22 protein-coding genes are annotated in these 21,187 nt (G+C 53.0%); 13 read left to right on the plus strand and 9 right to left on the minus strand.

Going from position 1 to position 21,187, the window contains the following annotated elements:
* Positions 1 to 148 precede the first annotated feature (148 nt).
* Together NYE69_RS02515 and NYE69_RS02520 are read left to right on the plus strand one after the other, a co-directional pair.
* Positions 149 to 376: an HTH-like domain-containing protein gene (locus tag NYE69_RS02515; RefSeq protein ID WP_274337829.1), complete on the plus strand. Its 228-nt coding sequence runs from the start codon at positions 149 to 151 to the stop codon at positions 374 to 376.
* A gap of 73 nt (positions 377 to 449) precedes the next feature.
* The gene (locus NYE69_RS02520; RefSeq protein WP_274337830.1) at positions 450 to 911 is read left to right on the plus strand and encodes a DUF4365 domain-containing protein; all 462 of its coding nucleotides are present in this window, start codon (positions 450 to 452) and stop codon (positions 909 to 911) included.
* A gap of 455 nt (positions 912 to 1,366) precedes the next feature.
* Here NYE69_RS02520 and NYE69_RS02525 read toward each other — a convergent pair whose 3' ends face one another.
* From NYE69_RS02525 to NYE69_RS02550, 6 genes are all read right to left on the minus strand, one after another.
* Complete coding sequence (locus tag NYE69_RS02525; protein ID WP_274337832.1) at positions 1,367 to 1,825, minus strand: hypothetical protein; 459 nt, start codon at positions 1,823 to 1,825, stop codon at positions 1,367 to 1,369.
* A 172-nt stretch (positions 1,826 to 1,997) separates the two neighbouring features.
* A complete protein-coding gene (rlmH, locus tag NYE69_RS02530; RefSeq protein ID WP_340923544.1) occupies positions 1,998 to 2,477 on the minus strand; it encodes a 23S rRNA (pseudouridine(1915)-N(3))-methyltransferase RlmH in 480 nt (159 codons plus the stop codon).
* Positions 2,478 to 2,599: 122 nt separating this feature from the next.
* Complete coding sequence (locus NYE69_RS02535; protein WP_340923547.1) at positions 2,600 to 3,295, minus strand: hypothetical protein; 696 nt, start codon at positions 3,293 to 3,295, stop codon at positions 2,600 to 2,602.
* Positions 3,296 to 3,424: 129 nt separating this feature from the next.
* On the minus strand, positions 3,425 to 3,592 hold the full coding sequence (locus tag NYE69_RS02540) for a CxxH/CxxC protein (protein WP_063836288.1): 168 nt from the start codon (positions 3,590 to 3,592) through the stop codon (positions 3,425 to 3,427).
* 196 nt (positions 3,593 to 3,788) lie between these two features.
* A complete protein-coding gene (locus NYE69_RS02545; protein ID WP_340923554.1) occupies positions 3,789 to 4,370 on the minus strand; it encodes a hypothetical protein in 582 nt (193 codons plus the stop codon).
* A gap of 149 nt (positions 4,371 to 4,519) precedes the next feature.
* Positions 4,520 to 5,776 carry a S1C family serine protease gene (locus tag NYE69_RS02550; protein ID WP_340930249.1) on the minus strand — a complete coding sequence of 419 codons (1,257 nt, stop codon included), beginning with the start codon at positions 5,774 to 5,776 and terminating at the stop codon, positions 4,520 to 4,522.
* A gap of 346 nt (positions 5,777 to 6,122) precedes the next feature.
* On the opposite strand from NYE69_RS02550, the gene NYE69_RS02555 reads away from it, so the two are divergent.
* The 8 genes from NYE69_RS02555 to NYE69_RS02590 all read left to right on the plus strand — a co-directional run bounded on the left by NYE69_RS02555 (position 6,123) and on the right by NYE69_RS02590 (position 16,355).
* Positions 6,123 to 6,332, plus strand: a complete 210-nt coding sequence (locus NYE69_RS02555) for a hypothetical protein (RefSeq protein ID WP_340923557.1) — start codon at positions 6,123 to 6,125, stop codon at positions 6,330 to 6,332.
* 566 nt (positions 6,333 to 6,898) lie between these two features.
* A complete protein-coding gene (locus NYE69_RS02560; RefSeq protein ID WP_340923560.1) occupies positions 6,899 to 7,753 on the plus strand; it encodes a carbohydrate ABC transporter permease in 855 nt (284 codons plus the stop codon).
* Positions 7,754 to 8,641 carry a carbohydrate ABC transporter permease gene (locus NYE69_RS02565; protein ID WP_340923564.1) on the plus strand — a complete coding sequence of 296 codons (888 nt, stop codon included), beginning with the start codon at positions 7,754 to 7,756 and terminating at the stop codon, positions 8,639 to 8,641.
* Positions 8,642 to 8,697: 56 nt separating this feature from the next.
* The gene (locus tag NYE69_RS02570) at positions 8,698 to 10,122 is read left to right on the plus strand and encodes an ABC transporter substrate-binding protein (RefSeq protein ID WP_340923567.1); all 1,425 of its coding nucleotides are present in this window, start codon (positions 8,698 to 8,700) and stop codon (positions 10,120 to 10,122) included.
* A gap of 95 nt (positions 10,123 to 10,217) precedes the next feature.
* On the plus strand, positions 10,218 to 11,210 hold the full coding sequence (locus NYE69_RS02575; RefSeq protein ID WP_340923570.1) for a LacI family DNA-binding transcriptional regulator: 993 nt from the start codon (positions 10,218 to 10,220) through the stop codon (positions 11,208 to 11,210).
* 7 nt (positions 11,211 to 11,217) lie between these two features.
* Positions 11,218 to 12,213 carry an N-acetylglucosamine kinase gene (locus NYE69_RS02580; protein ID WP_340923573.1) on the plus strand — a complete coding sequence of 332 codons (996 nt, stop codon included), beginning with the start codon at positions 11,218 to 11,220 and terminating at the stop codon, positions 12,211 to 12,213.
* Positions 12,214 to 12,978: 765 nt separating this feature from the next.
* On the plus strand, positions 12,979 to 14,256 hold the full coding sequence (locus NYE69_RS02585; RefSeq protein ID WP_326045729.1) for an IS110 family transposase: 1,278 nt from the start codon (positions 12,979 to 12,981) through the stop codon (positions 14,254 to 14,256).
* Between the two features lie 761 nt (positions 14,257 to 15,017).
* A complete protein-coding gene (locus tag NYE69_RS02590; RefSeq protein WP_340923584.1) occupies positions 15,018 to 16,355 on the plus strand; it encodes a 6-phospho-beta-glucosidase in 1,338 nt (445 codons plus the stop codon).
* 42 nt (positions 16,356 to 16,397) lie between these two features.
* Here NYE69_RS02590 and NYE69_RS02595 read toward each other — a convergent pair whose 3' ends face one another.
* Positions 16,398 to 16,574 (minus strand): hypothetical protein, encoded by a 177-nt coding sequence (locus NYE69_RS02595; RefSeq protein WP_340923587.1) that lies wholly within the window; start codon positions 16,572 to 16,574, stop codon positions 16,398 to 16,400.
* Between the two features lie 153 nt (positions 16,575 to 16,727).
* On the opposite strand from NYE69_RS02595, the gene NYE69_RS02600 reads away from it, so the two are divergent.
* A complete protein-coding gene (locus NYE69_RS02600) occupies positions 16,728 to 17,141 on the plus strand; it encodes a hypothetical protein (protein WP_340923590.1) in 414 nt (137 codons plus the stop codon).
* 1,223 nt (positions 17,142 to 18,364) lie between these two features.
* Here NYE69_RS02600 and NYE69_RS02605 read toward each other — a convergent pair.
* A complete protein-coding gene (locus NYE69_RS02605) occupies positions 18,365 to 19,231 on the minus strand; it encodes an AraC family transcriptional regulator (protein ID WP_340923593.1) in 867 nt (288 codons plus the stop codon).
* Between the two features lie 154 nt (positions 19,232 to 19,385).
* Between NYE69_RS02605 and NYE69_RS02610 the strand changes: the two genes are divergently transcribed.
* Both NYE69_RS02610 and NYE69_RS02615 read left to right on the plus strand, forming a co-directional pair.
* Complete coding sequence (locus NYE69_RS02610) at positions 19,386 to 20,780, plus strand: family 4 glycosyl hydrolase (RefSeq protein ID WP_340923596.1); 1,395 nt, start codon at positions 19,386 to 19,388, stop codon at positions 20,778 to 20,780.
* A 33-nt stretch (positions 20,781 to 20,813) separates the two neighbouring features.
* Positions 20,814 to 21,050 carry a hypothetical protein gene (locus NYE69_RS02615; protein ID WP_340923599.1) on the plus strand — a complete coding sequence of 79 codons (237 nt, stop codon included), beginning with the start codon at positions 20,814 to 20,816 and terminating at the stop codon, positions 21,048 to 21,050.
* On the opposite strand, the gene NYE69_RS02620 is transcribed toward NYE69_RS02615, so the two are convergent.
* Positions 21,040 to 21,186, minus strand: coding sequence for a hypothetical protein (locus NYE69_RS02620; RefSeq protein ID WP_340923602.1), 147 nt, complete (start codon positions 21,184 to 21,186; stop codon positions 21,040 to 21,042). The two genes, NYE69_RS02615 and NYE69_RS02620, sit on opposite strands and share 11 nt — an antisense overlap.
* Position 21,187: the final 1 nt, after the last annotated feature.

The following is a 21,187-nucleotide window of genomic DNA, read 5'->3' on the forward strand; positions in this document are numbered from 1 at the left end:
GGCAAAGCGCTTTCCCTCTAGATCCAGATCCTAAACTCTATTCATATAATATTTGAACTTTTCACCATCTAATCTACTAACTAGCAGGATTTCCGCTGAAATCAACAGAAGCAATAGTAAACTGATATTCAGAAGGGACGGATTGTTCATGACAGTAACTGAGCTTGGAAAAATTCTTAGGGATATGTATCGAAGTGCGCCTCACGGGAATCAAGTCGCTATGATACATCTGTTCGGTATTAAATATGCTGATGTTATTCTCAAAAACGGGTTTGGCGTGAAAGAGATTGTGGTTGCTTCTGGAATACGTCAATCATATACAACGGAAGTAAGCAAGGGAGTAAAACTCTCCGAATATGTGATCACAAGAGAATAAGCCCTTTAAGCGGGCCATTTGGTCGTCTAAGTAATAATATATTAACACTTTATATTTGGAGGACTGATCGCTCATGCCAAATACAAACTGGGGAGCACTTAATTCATTGCAATTAGGTCGTTATGCTGAGTACTTTGCCAAGATGGAATTTGCATCTTATGGTCTCGAAGTATTTTCATCCGAAGTAGATGATAGAGGTATTGATTTTATTGTTAAGGATAAAACAGGCAGATTCATAGAGATTCAGGTAAAATCTCTTCGAGGAACGGGATATGTTTTTGCTCAAAAGAGTAAGTTTAATATTCAAAATAGTAATTTGTATTTAGCTCTTGTTATTTTCATGGATGGCCAAATGCCCGACTTTTTCTTGTTGCCCGCTGAAGTTTGGAAAGCACCAAATGAAGTTTTTGTTGATCGAAACTATGACAAGCCTGGACAAAAAAGCAAACCGGAATACGGAATTAACATCTCAAACAGGAACTACGACATTTTGGAGATTTTTAAATTTGAAGAATCCATTAAAGACTTTTGCTAGTTCCGACAGAAGCGAAAGCTGTGAGCAACACCGAGGACTCCGCCTAAAGAGCCGCGTTCTTGGTCGTTATAGCCTGCATGAGTAGGAATAGACAAGCTAGACGGCACGGCGAAAGGGGGTTTCCTTTGTATGGAAACCCCCTCTGCCAAGGGACAATAGCTAACTATTATAACTTCCAATGATCTCTTAATTCTACCACTAATTTCTATTCGTATTTCTACTATACCAATTTCTTCGCTTCTCGACCTTATATTGTACTGTACTTACCGGTCTTCCCATTGAAGCAGCAAAATCCGGACCACGTTCAGCAAGCTCTTGTTGGGAACTCAAACTATCAGCGAATATGTTTACTTTTTCATTTTCCTCTTGGGTCCAGCGTTTACGGTAATTTTCGGGTAAATTGCTCACTGAAATCATCCTTTCTTAACTATAATACTTCTGAATATTTTTGATCCTCACAAGTCCAGAATGCCAGCTTCCTCTACTGTTAGGCCTCGATATATTCCGCAACCTTCAGTGTGGTTCCAAGCAATCTGTAAGAAGGGGAAACCGTCTTTTGTTCCACCAGAGAGCTTTTGCCATCTGCCGGGTCGAAAAACACCAGGAAGTGCCCCTTGGGGTGCCAAGAACGGCATTTCACGCTTCAGGACATGCGCCGAAACCTCACCAGGGTGTTCCTTCATCCATTTAAGAACTTTATGTTGATTTGGTGAAGCTTCACTAGCAAATTGCTTGAGAATTTCAATGTTACCAAGCTTTGCATTTGCTCTGTTTACACTTCCTTCAATTCCACCCTCGCCGTTTTGCGAATCACTGCGTTCATTTCGAAGCTGTTTAAGCCTCAAATCCAGTAACTGCCTGAGATTCTCCACTTCCCTTTCGTTGTCTAGATCCACTTGAAATGTCGTTTGCATGCCCTTACCCCCGGATTCAAAATGTCCTTCTAGTGTAATAGTAATTGATTTGAATGTTCCTGTCAATTTAAAACTTTCAAATTAGTATATTTTGAACATCTGGAACATTTAGAATAGTGATTTACAACCCACGATATGATCTGCTCAGCAAGTGAAGATATGAAATTTCGCCCTACTTGTGATACGGTTCCCCCCGATTAATCTTCACCGCGCGGTAAATCTGCTCGGTGAGGACGAGGCGCATGAGCTGGTGCGGCAGCGTCATGCGCCCGAACGACAGCCGCTGCTGCGCGCGGCTGAGCACGCTATCGGCGAGCCCGTGGCTGCCGCCGATCACAAACGCGACATGGCTCGTCCCGTACGTGCCGAGCCGGTCGAGTTCGGCGGCCAGTTCCTCCGAGCTCCAGAGCTGGCCGCCGATGGCGAGCGCGATGACATGCGCGTCGCTCTTGATCTGCGCGAGGATCCGTTCCCCCTCGCGCTCCTTCACCTGAAGCACCTCCGCCTCGCTCATCGTCTCCGGCGCTTTCTCGTCGGGGACCTCGACGATTTGAAACTTCACATAGGGCGTAAGACGTTTCGCATACTCAGCGATCCCCTGCACCAAATACTTTTCCTTCAATTTGCCGACGGCAATGATTTGTATGTACATGTTCAATCCCCTTAGCTTCGTAAATGTATCAGCGGATCAAAGCCGCCCAATCCTAGAGCAAAATCTATAGGCAGCCTGCCCGACTAACCGTGCTGATCCGCCACCATTTTTCCCTCTGCCGTTCAGAGTCCCCGTTTATGTTCGAAGCGCTCGCTTCCATTTTTTCTCGCCATCATCCATCCCGCAACCAGCGTCCAGACAAACACTGGACCGGAGGTCAACGGAAGAAGAACCAGACTCCAATCCGGGAGCAGCAGCGCGGCCGGGATGCCAGTCGCTCCCCAAATGCCCGCGGCGATGCCGATCCAAATCATCACCAGCCCTATAGGCGCCCGATCCTTCAACCCTAGCCAAACCCCGCCGAGCAGGCAAATGCCCAGCCAAGCCAGCAGCATGGCTAAATCCCCCGCCATAATGCCGAAAGCAAACAACCCTACACCGATCGCATCCGCGCCGGAACCGGCAACACGGGCCCACTGCCCGGACAAGACCGGCGTCACGGTCATTTCCATAGCCAAGATGAGCATCCAGATCGTCAAACCCGATACAAACAAACCGGAAGCAAGTCCCGCGGCCGGCTTCTCCTGGTACATCCCCGCGACGGCCGACCATCCGCCCAGCCACAGCAGCACTGCCGTCAGCATCAGCGCATGATCCCACTGCCAGTACGTCCTCATCTTATCGACCATGGCCAGCACCTCGTTACCGGCCCATGGATTCGTCGCGGGCGGGTGCATCAGCGTAGCCGCAAGCATAAGCAGCCCGCCGAAAAGAATACTCACCCCCGCCAACCTTTGCAGCGTGCATTTCGGGTTCATTGACCTCACTCCTCCGGGAAATCTTTTTACTTACTCATTAGATTTCTCCGGAGTCCGCCTATTTAGGCGGCAAACCTGCCCAAAAGAAAAAGGCCGCTTTCCCCCATGGAGAAAACCGCCTCCGTTTCCTCATACCACCAAAAACCGCGCCTCTTGCTCACATTCCTGGCACTTCACCGGCGGCTCCCAGTCGATGAACTTCGTGTGCTCCAAATCAACCACGTCGGGCGCCTCCTCGAATTCGTCCACGAACATATCAATCGCCAGTTCCACATGATCCTTGCAAACGACATACATAAATTCCAGGCATCCTTTCTCTTCCAACCGCCTGCCCGGCGGAATCTTCACGTAATTACAGGTTGTCCTTTATCCTTTCTACCATACTCCGCGAAAAAAAGGAACCGCCCAAGCCGCATGCAAAGGGCAATTCCTTGTTCCTGTTAACTTATTTTTCTCACCCGTACCTCGAGTAAGAGCAATATACATATCTGTCTTACTGTGAACTATTTTTTATCGTATTTGCAATTTCAACTAAATCAGAAATATCATACAAAGGAACAAAAGCCCCATGCTCCACCTTGGTTGACGCTAAGGCGTAGGTTAAACCTTCATATCGCCAATATAGCCCGCTAAAATCCCGATTACTTTGAATCCAGGTTTGACTCCCGTTGCTTAATTTGGGACCCCCTTCTCCTTCGGGCTTTGAGTTGTCCTTTGAATTGGAAATGGATAATATTAGCTGCTCTCCAATATCAACATTTGCAAAAGTTAATCGAATGATATCAAAAGGCGCAGGAACAATCTCAGCCGCTCGATGGGTAACCCCAAAAGGTGGTGAGGGAAGTTGAACCTTAAAAGGTACTTCAAGCAGGATTTCTTCAAAAGATTTGGAATTTTCTGAACCCGGATCCCACTGTACACCATCTTTTGCTATTGTTAATCCTGCATAATTTTTCGGTTTTTGATCGATATTCACATCCCCGGGAACAGGCGGGGCATCAGTCTGTTTTCCCATCATGCATCCGTTAATCAACAGGAAAACAGCAACTAGCCACAAATAAAATATTTTTTTCAAGCCTACATCTCCCCTCTGTTCTTTCCCTAAAAGGAAAGGTCACCCAAATAAAAAAGATTCCGGCTACACCCCCGTCGCCTTGCTCTACGGCTTTCCTGATGTAACGGAATCTTTATCGTTCCTGCGGCCATAAGCCTTGGACAAGTCAATTATTTATCTTCAAGCCCCGCGTCGATCTCTTCGTCCGACGGCTTGTCGGTCAGCTTCATCATGACGCTCTGCAGCTTACCGTCCCGGTAATAGCTGACCTGCAAATCCTCGCCGATTTTCTTGTTTTCATAGAGATAACGGCGCAGCTCCATCGTCGAATTGATCGGTTGCTTGTCGAGCTGAATGATCACGTCGTTCAGTTTCAGCCCCGCCGCCAGCGCCGGACCGTGGGCCTCCAGCACAATGACGCCCTCCGTAACGTGGCTTGGCAGCTTCAAATCTTGGCGCTGTTCGTCGGTGATCGGCGAATACGGGTTATCCAGATCGAGCGTATACACGCCCATATAGGGGCGAACGACTTTGCCGTGCAGCAGCAGATCGTCAACCGTCTTCATCACATCGTTCACCGGAATGGCAAAGCCCAGCCCTTCCACGCCGGTGTCGGCGATCTTCATCGTATTGATCCCGATCAGCCGCCCGTCCAGGTCCACCAGCGCTCCGCCGCTGTTGCCCTCATTGATCGCCGCGTCGGTCTGAATCACTTCCTGCTCCCAATCGTAAACCCCGTCCTGGTTCAGCGAGACCGGTATCATCCGGCTCGTATTGCTTACGATGCCGGACGTCAGCGTTCCCCTCAGCCCGAGCGGATTGCCGACCGCGATAACCGTCTCCCCGGCGCGAAGCTTGTTGGAATCGCCGACGTCGATCACCGAATGGATTCCTCTATCGCCGATTTCCAGCACCGCGATATCGTTAATCGAGTCCTGGCCGGTCACTTTGGCCTTGTGCGAAACGCCGTCGCTCGTCACCACTTCCAGGTCCTCGGAACCGCTAATGACATGCGTATTGGTGATAATGTAGGCCTTGCCTTTCGCTTTCTTGAAAATCACGCCCGAACCGAGCGCCGCCCGCTCGGGATCCCCGTGCGACAGCTCGCTGTGATTCAGGATGCTGACCACCGCCGGAGCCGCCTTGGCCGCAGCCCAACTGATCCGGTCGAACGGATTCGCGGTATTCGGGGCCGCCCCCGCCGAAGCGGTTTCCCTGGAGGTAGTAGAAGGAAGCCCCACAATAAAACTGAACAATAAAACGGCGACAACCGCGCTTAACACGGAAGAGATCAATGAGATTTGCAGCGTGGACAGCCCTTGCCCGCGCCGCACCTCCAGCCAACGACGTTTGCCGTCCTCGGGCATACGCAAGCGTCGCCGCCCCGGCACTTTCGTCGAATAAAAATCATCGTCAAACAATCCCATCGTCTTCTCCCCCTCCATACTCTGTCCCTGATCTCGGCCGCCATTTTCTTTAGAACGCTTCACGCAAAACAAAGGTCCCCTTCAACTTTATGCCTATAAGGCAAAGCCATATGTCAGGCGCTCATCAATTCTCCTGACGCCGCGCTGCGCTTACGGGTTGCCGCCACCACGGGGGTTTTGCGTTTTTTTTCTTAAAAATAGGAATGTTTGACTGCATTTCGGACTACACTATAGTAAAGCGATAGATTGATAGATTTATTTTACCATATTTTGATGGTACTGAAGCCTTTTTCTATCAGGTAATTTTCGGATTTTCGCCTTAATTTATAACTTTAAGGAGGTACCTATGAAATCCTATCATTCTTCGCCCATGAACGAAGTGAACGTTCTGGCCAAGCTGGCCGATATGAAGGAGGAGCATTACCATCAGCTGGTGACCCTCAGCGCGATGATCGAGCTGTTGATGGAGAAGGGGATCGTAACGCGCGAAGAAATCGAGAAAAAGGCGCTGGAAATCGACGGCTTTATGACTCCGCCGCCCTATCCTTCCGTTTAGCCGGCTCCCCGGCTCGGCCCCTGTTCTTCCGCTTTCGGCGGATGCTTTGGAAGCTGGCCTTTGCGCTTTAGAAGCGGCTTCTGCGCTTTAGAAGCGGGCTTCTGCGCTTTAGAAGCGGGCTTCTGCGCTTTAGAAGCGGGCTTCTGCGCTTTAGAAACAGGCCTCTGCAATGCAGACGGCCTGTTTGGACTGTCCGCCGCAACTCTGCCAATGCCTATAACCAACGCGTAATATAACCTGACACAAACAATATCTCCAGCGTAGATTTTTCATATGTTCAACCGGTGCAGGTCGGATTCCCCTCAAAAGCGCAAAACTCCCGTCAGCTATCCTTACAGAAAGCGATTCCAAAATAAAAATTTAGGGTTGATTATTTTCCGCCGATCGCCTATGATATGGATAATCACCGAAGAAAATTAAAGCCCTTTAATTTTATTCGCAAACAATCCTTGGTTATTCCTCTTTTTGTAATATATTTTTCAACAAAAGTTAAAGCGCTTTAACTTTATCCGAGAAAGGCTGGTGGTTCCGTGATTCATCGTGAAAGCCGGAGGCAAACGTTCTACATGTATTTGTTCATTTCTCCCTGGCTTGTCGGCTTCGTGGTTTTTGCCCTGTATCCTATCCTGGCATCGCTGTATTACAGCTTCACCGACTACGACATTATCCACCCGCCCGAATTCGTCGGTCTCGCCAACTACATCGAGATGTTCCACAACGATCTGTTCTGGCAGTCCGTGGCGGTCACGCTCCGCTACACCTTCATCAGCGTGCCGGTCCAACTGCTGCTGGCGCTAGGATTTGCGCTGCTGCTGCATCAGAAGCTGCCGCTGCGGGGGTTCTTCCGGACGGCGATGTATTTTCCGAGCATGGTCTCCGGGGTGGCGATGTCGCTGCTTTGGTACTGGATTTTCAATCCGCAGATCGGCCTGTTCAATTACATGCTGTCCTGGTTCGGCATTCCCGGCCCGGCCTGGCTGATGGACCCGGGCACCGCGCTGTACGCGCTCATCATCATGACGCTGTGGACGTCCGGCTCGGGAATGATCCTGTTCCTGGCGGGCCTGCAGGGCGTGCCGTCCAGCCTGGTCGAAGCCGCCAAGCTCGACGGAGCGGGACGTTTGCGCATCTTCGCGAATGTCACGCTGCCGATGATCTCCCCCGTGCTGCTGTTCCAGCTCATCATGGGGATCATCGATTCGTTCCAGGTGTTCACGCAGGCGTTCGTGATGACGCAGGGCGGCCCCAATTATTCCACCTGGTTTTACGTCTACAACCTGTACACCAGCGCCTTCAAGGAATACCGGGCCGGATATTCGTCGGCGCTCGCCTGGATGCTGCTGATCGCCGTCATGGCCTGCACCGCCCTCATCATGAAGCTTTCCAACCGTTACGTTCATTACGAAGGAGGGAGACGATAGATGAGCTCTTTTCCGGCTGCCACCCCCCGCTCCGCAACTTCCACGGTTAGACCCCGCCAAAAACCGGACGCGGTGAAAATCGCCAGTCTTATTCTTTTGCTCGCGGCGACGTTCCTGATGCTGCTGCCCTTGTTCTTTATGGTTTCGACCTCGCTGAAATCGCAGCGCGAGATGTTGAAATTTCCGCCGACTTTTCTGCCGGAAAGCTGGAGCTTTGGCAATTACGCCGAAATCTTCGACACCCTGCAGTTCGCCACCTTGTACAAGAACAGTCTGACCATCGGCATCCTCACCGTCTTCGGCACGCTGCTGTCCTCGGCGCTCGTCGCCTACGGGTTCGCCAGATACCGGGGCCGCGGCAACGGGTTTTGGTTCATGCTGCTGCTCAGCACGATGATGCTGCCCTATCCGGCGATCATGGTTCCGCAGTTCGTGCTGTTTTCCAAACTGCAATGGATCGATACGTTCCTGCCGCTGATCGTTCCGGCGTTTTTCGGGTCGGCGTACAACATCTTTTTGCTGCGGCAGTTTTTCGCCACCCTGCCCGAGGAACTGTTCGACGCCGGACGCATCGACGGCTGCAGCGAGCTCGCCATGTGGTACAAAATCGCCCTCCCGCTGTCCGGGCCGGCCCTGGCGACCGTGGCGATCTTTGCTTTCATTTACAGCTGGAACGACCTGCTGACCCCTGTGCTCTACTTAAGCTCGTCCGATCTGTTTACGCTTCCGGTCGGGATGGCCTCCCTCACCTCGTCGCGGTTCCGCATCCCGCCGTGGCATCTGCTGATGGTGGCGTCCGTGCTTGCGATGGTTCCGATCGTCACGCTGTTCGCCGTCGCCCAGAAGCAATTCGTCGAAGGCATCGTACTCACCGGCATCAAGTCGTAACGGCCGCGAGAGCGTGCGGCAGCGAATTACTTGAAACCAAGGAGGAATTGAGTTTTATGAAAAAGAAGCGCGCAGCAACCAAACCAAGCTTTATCGCCTTATTGGGAGCGATCCTGCTTCTGGCGGCCATCCTGTCGGCCTGCGGCGGGGGCAAATCGGCGGGCGACCTCGGCGCAGGCCCGGGCCCGGGCGGTTCCGGCGGGGGCGCCGAGGGCGGCGCCGGCAACTCCGGCGGCGGCACCGGGCAGGTGACGATCACGCACTACACGATCGATTCGCCCGACCGGACGTTTATCGAGCAGCTGATCCCGGAATTCGAGAAAACCCACCCGAATATTAAAGTCAAAGTGGAAAAAGCGCCCTACGAGCAGTTCGACAGCAAGCTGCAGACGCTGATCGCCGGCGGCAATTCGCCCGATGTCACGAGCCATTACGGCTACGGCGGCTTCGCCGAATACTATAACAAAAACATGCTGCTCGACCTGACCGATCTGATGCAGGAAGACGGCTTTAACGCCGCCGACTACAGCATTCCCGAGCATTTGATGGAGATTTACAAGGTCGAGGGCCGCACCTACGGCATTCCGGTAAACATCTACGTTACGCTGATGCTCTACAACAAGGATATGTTCGACGCCGCGGGCGTCCCTTATCCGCCCAGCGATTTCGAGGACAAGAGCTGGACGTTCGACAAAATGGTCGAGGACGCCAAGAAGCTGACGGTCATCTCCGACGACATCGCCAAAACGCAGTACGGCGTCGATTTCACCTGGGCCGAACGCGACATGCGCCCGCTTTACTTCGGCGCGGAGCCTTACTCCGCGGACACCTGGACCAACGGCGGCGTCCCGTCGGAAACGTATTTCGATTCGCCGGAGGTGATCGCGGCCTACAATAAACTGTTTGGGCTGATTTTCAAGGACAAAGTGTCCCCCACGTCCGAATGGAGCAAAAGCGTGGCCGGCCAAAACGGCGATCCGTTCGTCGCCGGGAAGATCGGGATGTCCGTCGGCGGCTCCTGGAATCTGGCCGGGGCCAACGATTTTCCGTTCAAGACGGGCGTAGCCGCGGTGCCTTGGGGCGGCAACGAGAAGGTGCGCAGCACGCTGTTCGTCGATCCGCTGCTGATTCTGAAAGACTCCAAGCACCCGCAGGAAGCGTTCGAGTGGATCAAATACCTGCTGACGGACGAAGTGCAGGAACGGTCGATCGAACTGAGCGGCGGCAATCCGCCGGTCAATGCGAAAGCGGCCGAAACGTACTACAAGTTTTTTGAAGGCGTCAATCCGGAAGATGTGAAGAAAGTTTACGAAGGCGCCACGAAATACGGGTTCGAATCCTACAATCACCTGGTCACCCATTACTCGCAAATCAACGACATGTTCATCAATGAGATGCAGCCGATCGAAACCGGCCATAAAACGGTAGAGGAAGTGATGCCCGCGATTCAGAAAAAAATCACCGAAATTCTTAAGCGATAGTCTGATGTTTTAGCGGACGATAAGCCGGGCCTGTTATACTAAAGCTAACAAAAAGGTTTCAAGGAACGGAAAATCTGCCGCAAGGAGAAATCGAAATGAAGGTTAGTATTTTTGACGTTGCCAAAAAATCGGGGCTTTCGGTCGTGACCGTATCCCGTGTGCTGAACGGGGCGGAAACCGTGCGGGAGAAAAACCGGCAAAAGGTGCTCGAAGCCATGAAGGAGCTGGATTACCGCCCCAATGCGGCCGCCCGCAGCCTCGCCAGCGGCAAAACCGGCATCATCGGCGTAATCCTTACGACGCTGCACGACTCTTTTTTCGATGCGGTGGTCAAAGAGCTTAATGAGGTGCTGGCGCTGCACGGCTACTATTTGGCCGTTTCGGTTTCGGCCGGGATCGGCGAAGGCGGCGATCATTACCTGATTCAGGAGGACCGGGTCGACGGCCTGCTCCTCCTCTCGCCGATGGATGAAGACAATTATATTCTGGAGCTCAAGCGGCGCGGGATTCCGTATGTGCTGATCGATCACCAGAAGCCGGAGAACGACGCCTTCTCCGTGACGGTCGACAATTGGAAAGGCGGGTATGCGGCGGCCCGGCATCTGCTGGAGCTGGGACATACCTCCATCGCCCATCTGTGCGGCCAGGAGGTGTTCCGCAGCACGCGGGAGCGGCGCGGCGGTTTTATGCAGGCGCTGGAGGAGCAAGGGCTTAAGCCGTTTGAGATCGTGTACGGCGATTTCGATATCGCCTTCGGCTACGAGACATGCAAGCGCTGGCTGCGCGAAGACAAGCTGCCCGGCGCCGTGTTTGCCGGCGACGACAACATCGCCCTCGGCGTCGTGAACGCCCTGATGGAAGCCGGCGTGGAGGTGCCCGGGAAGGTAGCGGTCGTCGGTTACGACGACCACTTCATCGCTTCCCGGCTCCGGCCTCACATGACCACCGTCCGCCAGCCCGCCGACAAAATCGCGCTGGCCGCCGCGGACATGCTGCTGAAGCGCATCGACGGCAAAATGAAGCGCGGCGCCAGCCTGCGGATCGATCCGGAGCTGATCGTCCGGGAGACGACCGCGAACAAGGAGTGACTTACGATTGGGATATTATTTGGGGATCGACGGGGGAGGCACCAAAACCTACGCCCTGTTGACCGATGAGCACGGGAATGTGCTCGGCAAAGGCCGGAGCGGAAACGGCAATCACCAGCTTGGCGCCGAGCGGGCGGAGCGCAGCATCCGGGAAGCAGCCCGGATGGCCCTGGACGAAGCCGGGCTGCGCATCGAGGAGCTGCGCCACGCCTATCTGGGCCTGGCCGGAGCTGACCGCGAAGCCGACTACCGCGTCCTCCATCCGCTTGTGCGCGGGATCGGGTTCACGAAATACACGATCGACTGCGACACGATGATCGGGCTGCGGGCGGGAACGAACCGCCCTTACGGCGTCGCCTTGATCTGCGGCACGGGCACCAACGCGGCGGGCCGCAATCCGCGAGGCGCGTTTTACCAATGCGGCGGCTTCGATTATATGTACGGCGATTTCGGCGGCGGCGGCGCACTGAACATCGAGGTGTTCCGCTCCGTCATCCGCGCCTGGGACGGCAGGGAGCAGCCGACGCGGCTGACCGGGCTGCTGCTGGGGATGCTCGGGTACGCGAACGTGGAAGACATGTTCCATGACTTCCTCGATCACGGCAAAGCCGTGCCGGTCGACGCGGCCCAGCTGTTGTTTTCCGCCGCCGCGGAGGGCGACGCGGTGGCGCTGGAGATTTTGCGCCGCCAGGGCGACGAGCTGGGCAAGTCGGCGGCGGCGGTGATCCGCAGGCTGGGGCTGGAGCTCGACGTCTTCGACGTCGTGCTGGCCGGCAGCCTGCTCACGCGCGGGGACTGCGGCTGGATCCGCGGTCCGATCGAGCGGGCCGTGCGGGCGGCAGCGCCGCACGCCGCGGTTGTGACGCTCGCCACGGAGCCCGTCGTCGGGGCGGTATGGCTCGCGATGGAGGCCGACGGCCTCGCCGTCGCCGGTGAAGTGTACGCCCAAATGTCGCGGTACGGCGAATTTGATGAAATCAAACTTTATTCCAACAATCATTAGCGGACGGCTCCAGCCCCTGAAATTACGCAGGTTTGGTTTGGTTTGGCTTGGCTTAGTTTGGTTTGGCTCGACTTGGTTTGGCGTGACTTAGCTCGGCTTGGTTTGGATCGACCTGAATCGGCTTGGTTTGGCTCGACCTGGCTCGGCTTGGTTTGACATAACGGCAAAAAATGCCCCTATTTCGGCGGCAAGCCCCCATTAGAGTGGAATAGCAACATTTTATGCCTCTATTTTCTCGAGTCGCAGGGAAATGGCTGCTTTTCACACCGTTGGTTGGAAAATAAGTACAAAAAAATCCGCTAATGACCACCCAATTACTCAAGTTTGGAAAATAAGACCCTGAAGTGCCGCTATTATTATCGCTCGACTTAAATAACGGTGCTTCACGGTCGGCTGGCCCTGGGAACGGAGGACTTCATCTTGTGCTGGCTGATTGTGTTGGCTAAGGGACCAGGAGCGCCCTTAACGGAACGGAAACACCTTATCTGCCACTGGCGTTGCATAAACTCAAGCCCCTGCACAAGACAACTTGTTGCCTTGATATATTTCAGTTTTCCCGCAAAGGCTTAAGTGTTCGAACTAAAATTGAGCTTGCAGAAGATCTAACGGTTGTAGCAGCGGCTATTTTCCGAAAAAAGCCCCTTTCAAAATTCTAAACATTCCTGTGTAGGTTAAGATTTCGTCTTTGAAAAAAACAGGAGCGCCTCGTATGATAGGGGTGTCGACGGGTCAAAAGCCCTTAAAACCTATCAGGAGGCGCTTACTATGAAGTCTACTCGAATTCAAACCACAAATCAACGGATTGAACGAATTACCATGCAGCATGCGATCATCGGGATTGACATCGCCAAGGATGTTCATGCCGCCCAAGTGACCGATTTTCGGGGGCGTGTCCTGACACCACGCCATCTGTCGTTCGCAAACACGCGGGAAGGCTTTGAGAAGCTTCTGCGCTGGACGTGTGACGTACAGGACAAACACCATCTATCCTCACTCATCGTCGGCATGGAGCCCACAGGCCACTATTGGTTCAATCTCGCGAATTGGTTACGGGAGCAAGGGATCACGGTGGTACTGGTGAACCCGGTAACAGTGCATCGTAATAAGGAAAATCGCGACAATTGCCCGTCCAAGAACGATCCCAAGGATGCATTGAACATTGCCGACGTAGTTAGCCGAGGCTTCTACACGGACTATACGCCAGAGGCGGCTGTTTTCAAACGACTCAAGGCGGTTATGAGTGATCGAGAATTTTGGGTCAAGCAGCAGGTGAGCCTGGGAAATCGCATTATCCGCTGGATCGATCTGAAGTTTCCGGAATTCCGTTCGGTCTTCCCGGATTGGACAGTTTTGCGTTCTCTGGCGTCGCTCCGCGCCTTTCCGTTGCCGTCCGACTTGCAGGGTCTTCGTACGGATGACGTGATCGAAGCTTGGCGTGAGCAAGGGATGAAACGTGCGGGCGGAGTAAGTGGCAAAGCGAAGGCCGCCCGGCTTCTTCTGGTGGCTGCACATAGTATCGGCGATATACAGGCACTTGAAGAAGCGCGGCGTGACCTGCAGCGTTTGCTGGATGCGTATGAATATGCCGTCAAGTCGCTTGAGGAGATCGAGCAGGAAGTCAAGAAGTTACTAGGCTGTATTCCGCTAGCTGGGCAGTTGCGAAGTATTAAAGGCCTTGGAACCATAACGATCGCGGCCCTTCTGGCTTGTGCCGGAGATTTGCGTAACTATGCCCATGGGCGTCAACTGCTGCGCCGGGCCGGTCTGAATCTAGCGGAACGTACTTCGGGCAAGTTCAAAGGACAGATCAAGCTCTCCAAGCGCGGGGACAGCATGCTTCGCAAGTATCTCTACCTGGGCGTGCTGGGCTTGGTTGGCCAACATCCGGACTTTAAGCGATGGCATGAGTACAACCTGAAGAAAGGAATGAAGAAGATGGCTTCAATCACCAAGTTAATCGGCAAACTCGCTCGAATCCTCATTGGCATGGTTCAGAAGGGGGAACCGTATCGCTCCGAGATAGCGGTCCACCGAGTCGCCTAGCCTAAATCTATTGACGTAACCGAGCCTGGCTGATAATCCGTCGTCATACGAAGATTGACTCGTTCGCAGGATTCGAACAAAGAAAGCAACACAGAACCGAGTTTCGCAACCGTAAGGGCAAATGACCCATCTTTTAAACGCAATCGGTCTCCACGCCTTGGACAGGTACAACGAAGGAATGTAAGGGCGAAGACCCGTAGAGACATGGGAGGGTGAACCTCCAGGGGCCGAGTGGAGGGTGCAGGAAACCATTTTTTGGAGAAGTGCAAAGATGCACGACTTCTGTTCCTGCACACCCTTTTGCAAGAAACCACGGCTTTTTGTCCGGAGCTCCCCCATCTCTTCGCTTTTCAAGGTAGCGAAATCCTGCGAATAAGTGAGTATTCGTGAGAAAACTTCTTAAATACGAGGGACGGTTGTGAACGCCGTTAATTACCTTAATCTAGACAAAAATAGCCGGGTTTCAGTGAAATAAGCGCTATGGCAACCGTTACAATTTGAAATCAACGTTTTTTGACCGCATAGCGGTTATGGCAACCGTTAGAATAGTTGGGGTTAGAGGTGTGTCTTGTGTAACTTGTGTATCTTGTCAGAATTTAATGCAACGCTAGTGCTTATTTGCCCGAAAACGACCAAAACATGCCCGAATGTGCCTGAATGCGCCTGATTAATCCTTATTATGCTTGTAAGGGATAAATAAGGTCGATAGGGTCTGCTTTTTATTAAAATTGAACTTATAATATCGACAGGAGTGATGGATCTTGGCAACGGAACAAGGCTTGAAGATCGCCGTCATCGGCGGCGGCTCTTCGTATACGCCGGAGCTCGTCGAAGGCTTCATCCTGCATTACGGGGAGCTGCCGGTGCGCGAGCTGTGGCTCGTCGACATCGAGCCCGGCCTGCGCAAGCTGAACATTGTCGGCAATCTGGCCCAACGAATGGTCGAGAAGTCGGGACTGCCGATCAAAGTACACCTGACGACCGACCGCCGGGCGGCGATCGAAGGCGCCGATTTCGTCAGCACGCAAATGCGCGTCGGCATGCTGGACGCCCGGGCACGCGATGAATCGATTCCGCCGAAATACGGCGTGATCGGCCAGGAGACGACCGGTCCCGGCGGCATGATGAAGGCGCTGCGCACGATTCCGGTGCTGCTGGACGTGTGCCGGGATATCGAGGAGCTGGCGCCGGACGCGTGGCTGCTCAACTTCACCAACCCGGCAGGCATGGTGACCGAAGCGATTCACAAGTATTCCAAGGTGAAGAGTATCGGTCTCTGCAACGCCCCGATCGGCCTGATCAAGCAGGTATCGGCCAAATACGGCGTAGCTGCGGACCGGGTGTATGCCGAATTCGTCGGCTTGAACCACCTGCATTGGGTGTCGCGGATCGATGTGAACGGCGAAGACAAGCTGGATGACATGCTGGCCGACACGGCCGGCTACAGCGCGCAAAACGTGCCGCCCCGGGAATGGAATCCGGAATTTCTGCAATCCCTGCGCGCCCTGCCCTCTTATTATTTGAAATATTTTTACATGACCGACGCGATGCTGGAGGAGCAGCTGGAATCCCTGAAACAAGGGCAAAACCGCGCCGAGGTTGTGAAGCGCGTTGAAGAAGAGCTGTTCGAGCTCTACAACGATCCCGAACTAAAGGAGAAGCCGAAGCAGCTTGAGCAGCGGGGCGGCGCGTTCTACTCGGAGGCGGCGGTCAATCTGATGCGCTCGCTCTACAACGGCACGAACGATATCCAGACGCTCAACGTGGCCAATCGCGGCATCCTGGACTTTCTGCCGGACGACGCCTGCATCGAGGTCAACTGCGTCGTGACCCGAAACGGCCCGCTCCCGCTGCCGCTGACCAAAATCCCGCCGATGGCCAAAGGGCTGATCCACGCGGTCAAAACCTACGAGCAGCTGGCCATCGACGCCGCCGTCACCGGCGACCGCAGCCTCGCCCTTCAGGCGCTGGCCCATCACCCGCTGGTGCCGTCCGTCGAGGCGGCCATCCGCATGTTGGATGAAATGCTGGAGGCGAACAAGGAGTTCCTGCCGAGCTTTTTCCCGAAGGAAGCGGCCGCAGCGAAAGGCGTTAACTAAACTAACCCGCGAAGTGCGGCGGATCAGGGTCATCCTTTAAATCTACATCGCATAAACCCTCAAAATACACCGGGCGATTCGCATTTCCTCATCGCGAATCGCCCGGAATTCATTATGCCGCAAATCGTAAAACAGGTAATCATTCTTAAGGCATGCCTCCGCCCACGGGTCGATTTCCGCCACCAGCCGCCGGGTAATTTCCGACCCTGCGACCCGCACCTCGCTTTTACGGCTTCCCCTCCGCCCTGCTTACTTCCGTGAGTCCGTAATATTTGAAATGACCCAACGTTTTTAGCAAAATATCCCCTAAATCTACCATTAGCGGGTTCCGGCAGAGTCGTAGGTGTAGACATGTAAAAATAACAAACAGATATGAGGAAAGTTACAGATGCATTCCGCTCATATGGGTTATTACTTATTTGCAGTGAGTATATAGGATGTAAGTTAAAATGGGGAAATTACTATCAAAACTGCTACTGCCGCACTAGGGTTTGCACTACTTATTCCGGCCATTCCATTTTTGCTGCCAATGAAGTTTCTCAACAAGGAGCACCGGTACACTCAGTTTCACAATTTCATGCACAGATACCACCTGAAGTTGTTGGACTTGACCACTACATTGTCAGACAGAGTGATGGAACCCTCTACTTAGATGCTGACTCAGCGATTAAAGAAGGTTATAAAGAAGAAGTTGTCAAAGGTATCAAATCCCATTTAAAGGACATCAATAAAGGTGTGTTAGAAGGCAAATATACTACTGACAAGAATTTGTCTTGCTACCTATGAAAGAGTTATAAATCTTGCCGCTCAGGGTGGGAATGGGATAATTATAATGCAGAATAATAACTGGCAAAATCCTGATTTGCCAGTTATCGCTATATTGCCGCAAGGCGAGTGAATAATAACATGAAGATGAGTCTGGCTTCCCTGTTTTTGGGGAGTCAGACTCAAAACTATGTTTATTGGGAGTGCTTCCAATGTATCGACTTCAATTGAAATTAATAATTGTCTATTTTATTGCTTCTCTAATAATAGGTCTCTCTTTCCTATATGATTATCATCAATTTGGCACTATAACCAGATCAGATTTATCTTATATATTTCTCACACCTGGATTGATCACTGGGATCTCCTTACATTACATCTACAATAAAAGTAAAAATGGAATGCATAACTTTTTATTTTCAATATCCCACTTTTGCTTTTACTTAATTCCCTTTTTAATTATTTTTATGATTTCCGGTATGAGTCCGCTCGACATAACGAACTACTTTTTTATATCTCTATTCTATTTCGTGATTTCTTTTCAGTTCTTTTTTGTCTATTATGTAAAGAAATATTTGTTTATAAGAGTAACAATGACCATCATCTTTATAGTTATCTTTTTAGCTCCTTCATTCCATGTTTTAACTTATTTACAGGCTATAACCATTTCTCCAATCATTGCTTCTATATATTCCTTGATACTCGTATTAATATACAACTCAAGCAAAAAATACAATTGATCTTATCATCCCCGCTTCTGCGAAAAACATAAGGATAAAAAATAAATTATGACTTTGGCTCTGAGGTGGCTGTCTATAGCGTTCGTGTCTTGGTATCCCTGCATGCTGCTTTGCACGATTATCCCTCTTGTTCAGGGGGGGAGAGGGTGGGGGCTAATCACGGTCCTTTTCATTTTTCCCGGTGTCTTGCCCCATTCCTCCCGTTAGGTCTGCTTCACTTCTCCTAAACCGCCTTCTCACAAACCTGTCTAACGATCACGAACATATCTGCTGCTCCCAAACCTATTTTCTTCTCCTGAATTTATCTTCCTCTCTGCTTCCGGATCAAACGGGATAATCATGCAAAGCGTCCGGACAGCGGATGTTGATCTGCCGATATTTCTTGCCACTTTCGGTTACCGGCTTAACTATCAAGCGCTGCTTTCTAGGTTGGGATCCTGCTTTGGGGTCCTTTTTACATGGCTCATCTAAATAAGGGAGCTCCTTCCCACGTGATCCCCCGCCCTATCCCCCCAACATCCCCTGCTCCCTTCGATACCCCTGCGGCGAGACGCCCTTCGCCTTCTTGAACACGCGGCCGAAATGTGTTCCGCTTTGGTAGCCGACGCGGTAGGCGATTTCCGTCACCGGCAGCTCCGTCTCCCGCAGCAGCCGGCAAGCCTGCTCGATGCGGACACGGTTAATATAAGCGACCAGCGTCATCCCTGTCACCCGTGGAAAAATGTGGCTGAGGTAATACGCGCTGAGGTGGAACCGGCCGGCAAGCCCGCTTAGGCTGAGGTTTTCTTCGTAATGGGCGGTGATGTATTTGGCCACCTCGGTGACTTCCCGGTAAGGCCGCTTCCCCGCCTCCGCTTCCCCATGATCAACTGGGCGGTTCTCCGCCAAGCGTACCAGGGTTAGCAGCAGCTGTGACAAAAGAAGCCGGCAATAATCCTCGTACCCGGTCCCCCTCCCGCTCTGCTCGGCAAGCATCCGGGCGAGCAGAGGCTGCATGAAGTTTTGTTCCTCCGCGGTTAGCCGCATCACGGGATAATCGTTGAACAGGCGGTTGATCTCCTCTTGTCTGCCCGGCAGATCACCGGCGAACGCTTCCGTGCGAAAATTGATCAGAATCCGCTCATGAGGCTGCGACAGCCTGCCGGAGGGCGAAGTTTTGTGCAGCACGTCCAGCGGGATCAGCACCACATCGCCGCCGCGGATATGATAGGTTTGATTTTTGATAAAATAACAGCGCTCCCCGGACACCAAATAGTAGATTTCCCAGGCATCGTGAAAATGCTCCCCATCCATGGTAAACCGGCCCGGCTGCTTGGCCGCCTCGATCGTGAAACGCCGCTCGATGGGCGCGAGCTGCCCTTCCATATTCATCCCGGTCCCCCCCTGCCGCAGTTGGATTTACTTCTCCAGTCCATTTCAGCAAAAAATGTAGAATCCGCCGATCAATTCAGCAATAATCGTGCTGTAATCGCTCTCATTTTGCTCTATCGTAATTGTAACACGACACGAAGGAGTGAATAAATCGATGGATTTGAAAATCGCTTATATCGGGGGCGGCTCACGCGGCTGGGCTTGGGGGTTGATGAGCGACCTGGCTTTAGAGCCGGCGCTTTCGGGGACCGTCGCTTTGTACGATATTAACTTGGCGGCCGCCAAAGCTAACGAGCAAATCGGCAACCGGCTGCAAGAGCATCCCGAGGCCGTCGGCCGCTGGCGTTACCAAGCAGTGGAGACGCTGCCGGAAGCGCTGAAAGGAGCCGATTTCGTCATCATCTCGATTCTGCCCGGCACGTTCGCCGAGATGCAGTCGGATGTTCATGCGCCCGAAGCGTATGGCGTGTATCAGTCCGTCGGCGACACCGTCGGTCCGGGCGGCGCCATTCGAGCGCTGCGCAGCATCCCGATGTACGCCGAGATCGCCGCTGCCATCCGCGACCACGCACCAAGCGCCTGGGTCATCAACTACACCAACCCGATGAGCGTGCTGACCCGCACGTTGTACGAAGTGTTTCCGGGCATCAAAGCGTTTGGCTGCTGCCATGAGGTGTTTGGCACGCAGTCCCTGCTCGCCGAAATGCTTAAAAATATGCAGGGCATCGAAGACGTGCGGCGTCAGGACATCCAGGTGAATGTGCTCGGCATCAACCACTTCACCTGGCTCGACCGCACTTCTTACCGGGGCGCCGACCTGTTCCCGCTTTATCGTGAATTTGCTGTAAAATACGCCGCGGAAGGGTTCAGCGGCCACGCCGATAAAGACCACTGGATCAACAACAGCTTCGCCTCCGCCAACCGGATCCATTTCGATCTGTTCCTGCGGTTTGGCCTGATCGCCGCCGCCGGGGACCGCCATCTCGCCGAATTCCTGCCACACACCTGGTACTTGCGTGGTCCCGAACACGTCAAACGCTGGAAGTTCGGGCTAACCTCCGTCTCCTGGCGGATCGATAACCAGAAAAAGCTGATGGACCGCAGCCGTCGCCTCGTCTCCGGCGAAGAAACGTTTACGCTGAAAAACAGCGGCGAAGAGGGCATCGCCATGCTGCGCAGCTTAACTGGGGCCAGCGGGCCGATGGTGACCAACGTCAACCTGCCAAACCGTGGTCAGGTGGCTTCGCTGCCGCTGGGCGCGGTCGTCGAGACCAACGCCGTATTCAGCGCGGACAGCGTGCAGCCGGTATTGGCCGGCAGCCTGCCGGACGATATCAACAACCTGGTCATCCGCCACGTTTACAACCAGGAGGCGCTGGTCAAAGCTTCGCTGAACCAAGACCGGGCGCTGGCGCTGCGGGCGTTCATGAACGATCCCCTGCTCTCCGCCTTGACGCCGGAGCAAGCGGAGGAGCTTTTCGTGACCATGCTGAACAACACCAAGACTTATTTGCCGGATTGGCTGTTGGAACCGTACGTGAAGGCCTGATGATCACTCATAAATCGTAAAATAGGGGTGCCTGTGGCTCCCGAGTTATGGAGAACAATAACCAATGGGAGCCCCAATCTAACGTATATATTACGCTTTGTCGCCACCTCCGGCGTATTTTCCTTGTTTCTCGGCATTTACGCCTTCATCAATCGCAAAAACATCGCTTTTGCGCGGACTTTTATGGTTTACATGGCTGCTTTGTGCATTTACATTTTCGGATTTGCGTTCGAGCTGTCAAGCAACTCGCTGGCGGGGATCAAGCGCTGACCGGAATGATGCCGGAGATCGGCAGCCAGGCCATTGGCAAGCGAGTGGATTTTTTCAGGCAGGGCCTGAACTTGCTGGAGGAAACGGCGGCGGCGGGAACGTCCTGCTCCTTCATTCTGACATCGATTTTTTCCAAA

The sequence above is a fragment of the Paenibacillus sp. FSL R5-0527 genome (assembly GCF_038008055.1).
Taxonomy (GTDB): domain Bacteria; phylum Bacillota; class Bacilli; order Paenibacillales; family Paenibacillaceae; genus Fontibacillus; species Fontibacillus macerans.

Bases quoted from the DNA above. Each gene is read 5' to 3' on its own strand.
- NYE69_RS02565 (WP_340923564.1), top strand. From the start codon at position 7,754: ATGAGCTCTTTTCCGGCTGCCACCCCCCGCTCCGCAACTTCCACGGTT.
- NYE69_RS02535 (WP_340923547.1), bottom strand. From the start codon at position 3,295: ATGAACCCGAAATGCACGCTGCAAAGGTTGGCGGGGGTGAGTATTCTT.
- NYE69_RS02525 (WP_274337832.1), bottom strand. From the start codon at position 1,825: ATGCAAACGACATTTCAAGTGGATCTAGACAACGAAAGGGAAGTGGAG.
- NYE69_RS02555 (WP_340923557.1), top strand. From the start codon at position 6,123: ATGAAATCCTATCATTCTTCGCCCATGAACGAAGTGAACGTTCTGGCC.
- rlmH (WP_340923544.1), bottom strand. From the start codon at position 2,477: ATGTACATACAAATCATTGCCGTCGGCAAATTGAAGGAAAAGTATTTG.
- NYE69_RS02600 (WP_340923590.1), top strand. From the start codon at position 16,728: ATGAGGAAAGTTACAGATGCATTCCGCTCATATGGGTTATTACTTATT.
- NYE69_RS02540 (WP_063836288.1), bottom strand. From the start codon at position 3,592: ATGTATGTCGTTTGCAAGGATCATGTGGAACTGGCGATTGATATGTTC.
- NYE69_RS02570 (WP_340923567.1), top strand. From the start codon at position 8,698: ATGAAAAAGAAGCGCGCAGCAACCAAACCAAGCTTTATCGCCTTATTG.
- NYE69_RS02585 (WP_326045729.1), top strand. From the start codon at position 12,979: ATGAAGTCTACTCGAATTCAAACCACAAATCAACGGATTGAACGAATT.
- NYE69_RS02610 (WP_340923596.1), top strand. From the start codon at position 19,386: ATGGATTTGAAAATCGCTTATATCGGGGGCGGCTCACGCGGCTGGGCT.
- NYE69_RS02515 (WP_274337829.1), top strand. From the start codon at position 149: ATGACAGTAACTGAGCTTGGAAAAATTCTTAGGGATATGTATCGAAGT.
- NYE69_RS02550 (WP_340930249.1), bottom strand. From the start codon at position 5,776: ATGGGATTGTTTGACGATGATTTTTATTCGACGAAAGTGCCGGGGCGG.
- NYE69_RS02520 (WP_274337830.1), top strand. From the start codon at position 450: ATGCCAAATACAAACTGGGGAGCACTTAATTCATTGCAATTAGGTCGT.
- NYE69_RS02575 (WP_340923570.1), top strand. From the start codon at position 10,218: ATGAAGGTTAGTATTTTTGACGTTGCCAAAAAATCGGGGCTTTCGGTC.
- NYE69_RS02560 (WP_340923560.1), top strand. From the start codon at position 6,899: ATGTATTTGTTCATTTCTCCCTGGCTTGTCGGCTTCGTGGTTTTTGCC.
- NYE69_RS02605 (WP_340923593.1), bottom strand. From the start codon at position 19,231: ATGAATATGGAAGGGCAGCTCGCGCCCATCGAGCGGCGTTTCACGATC.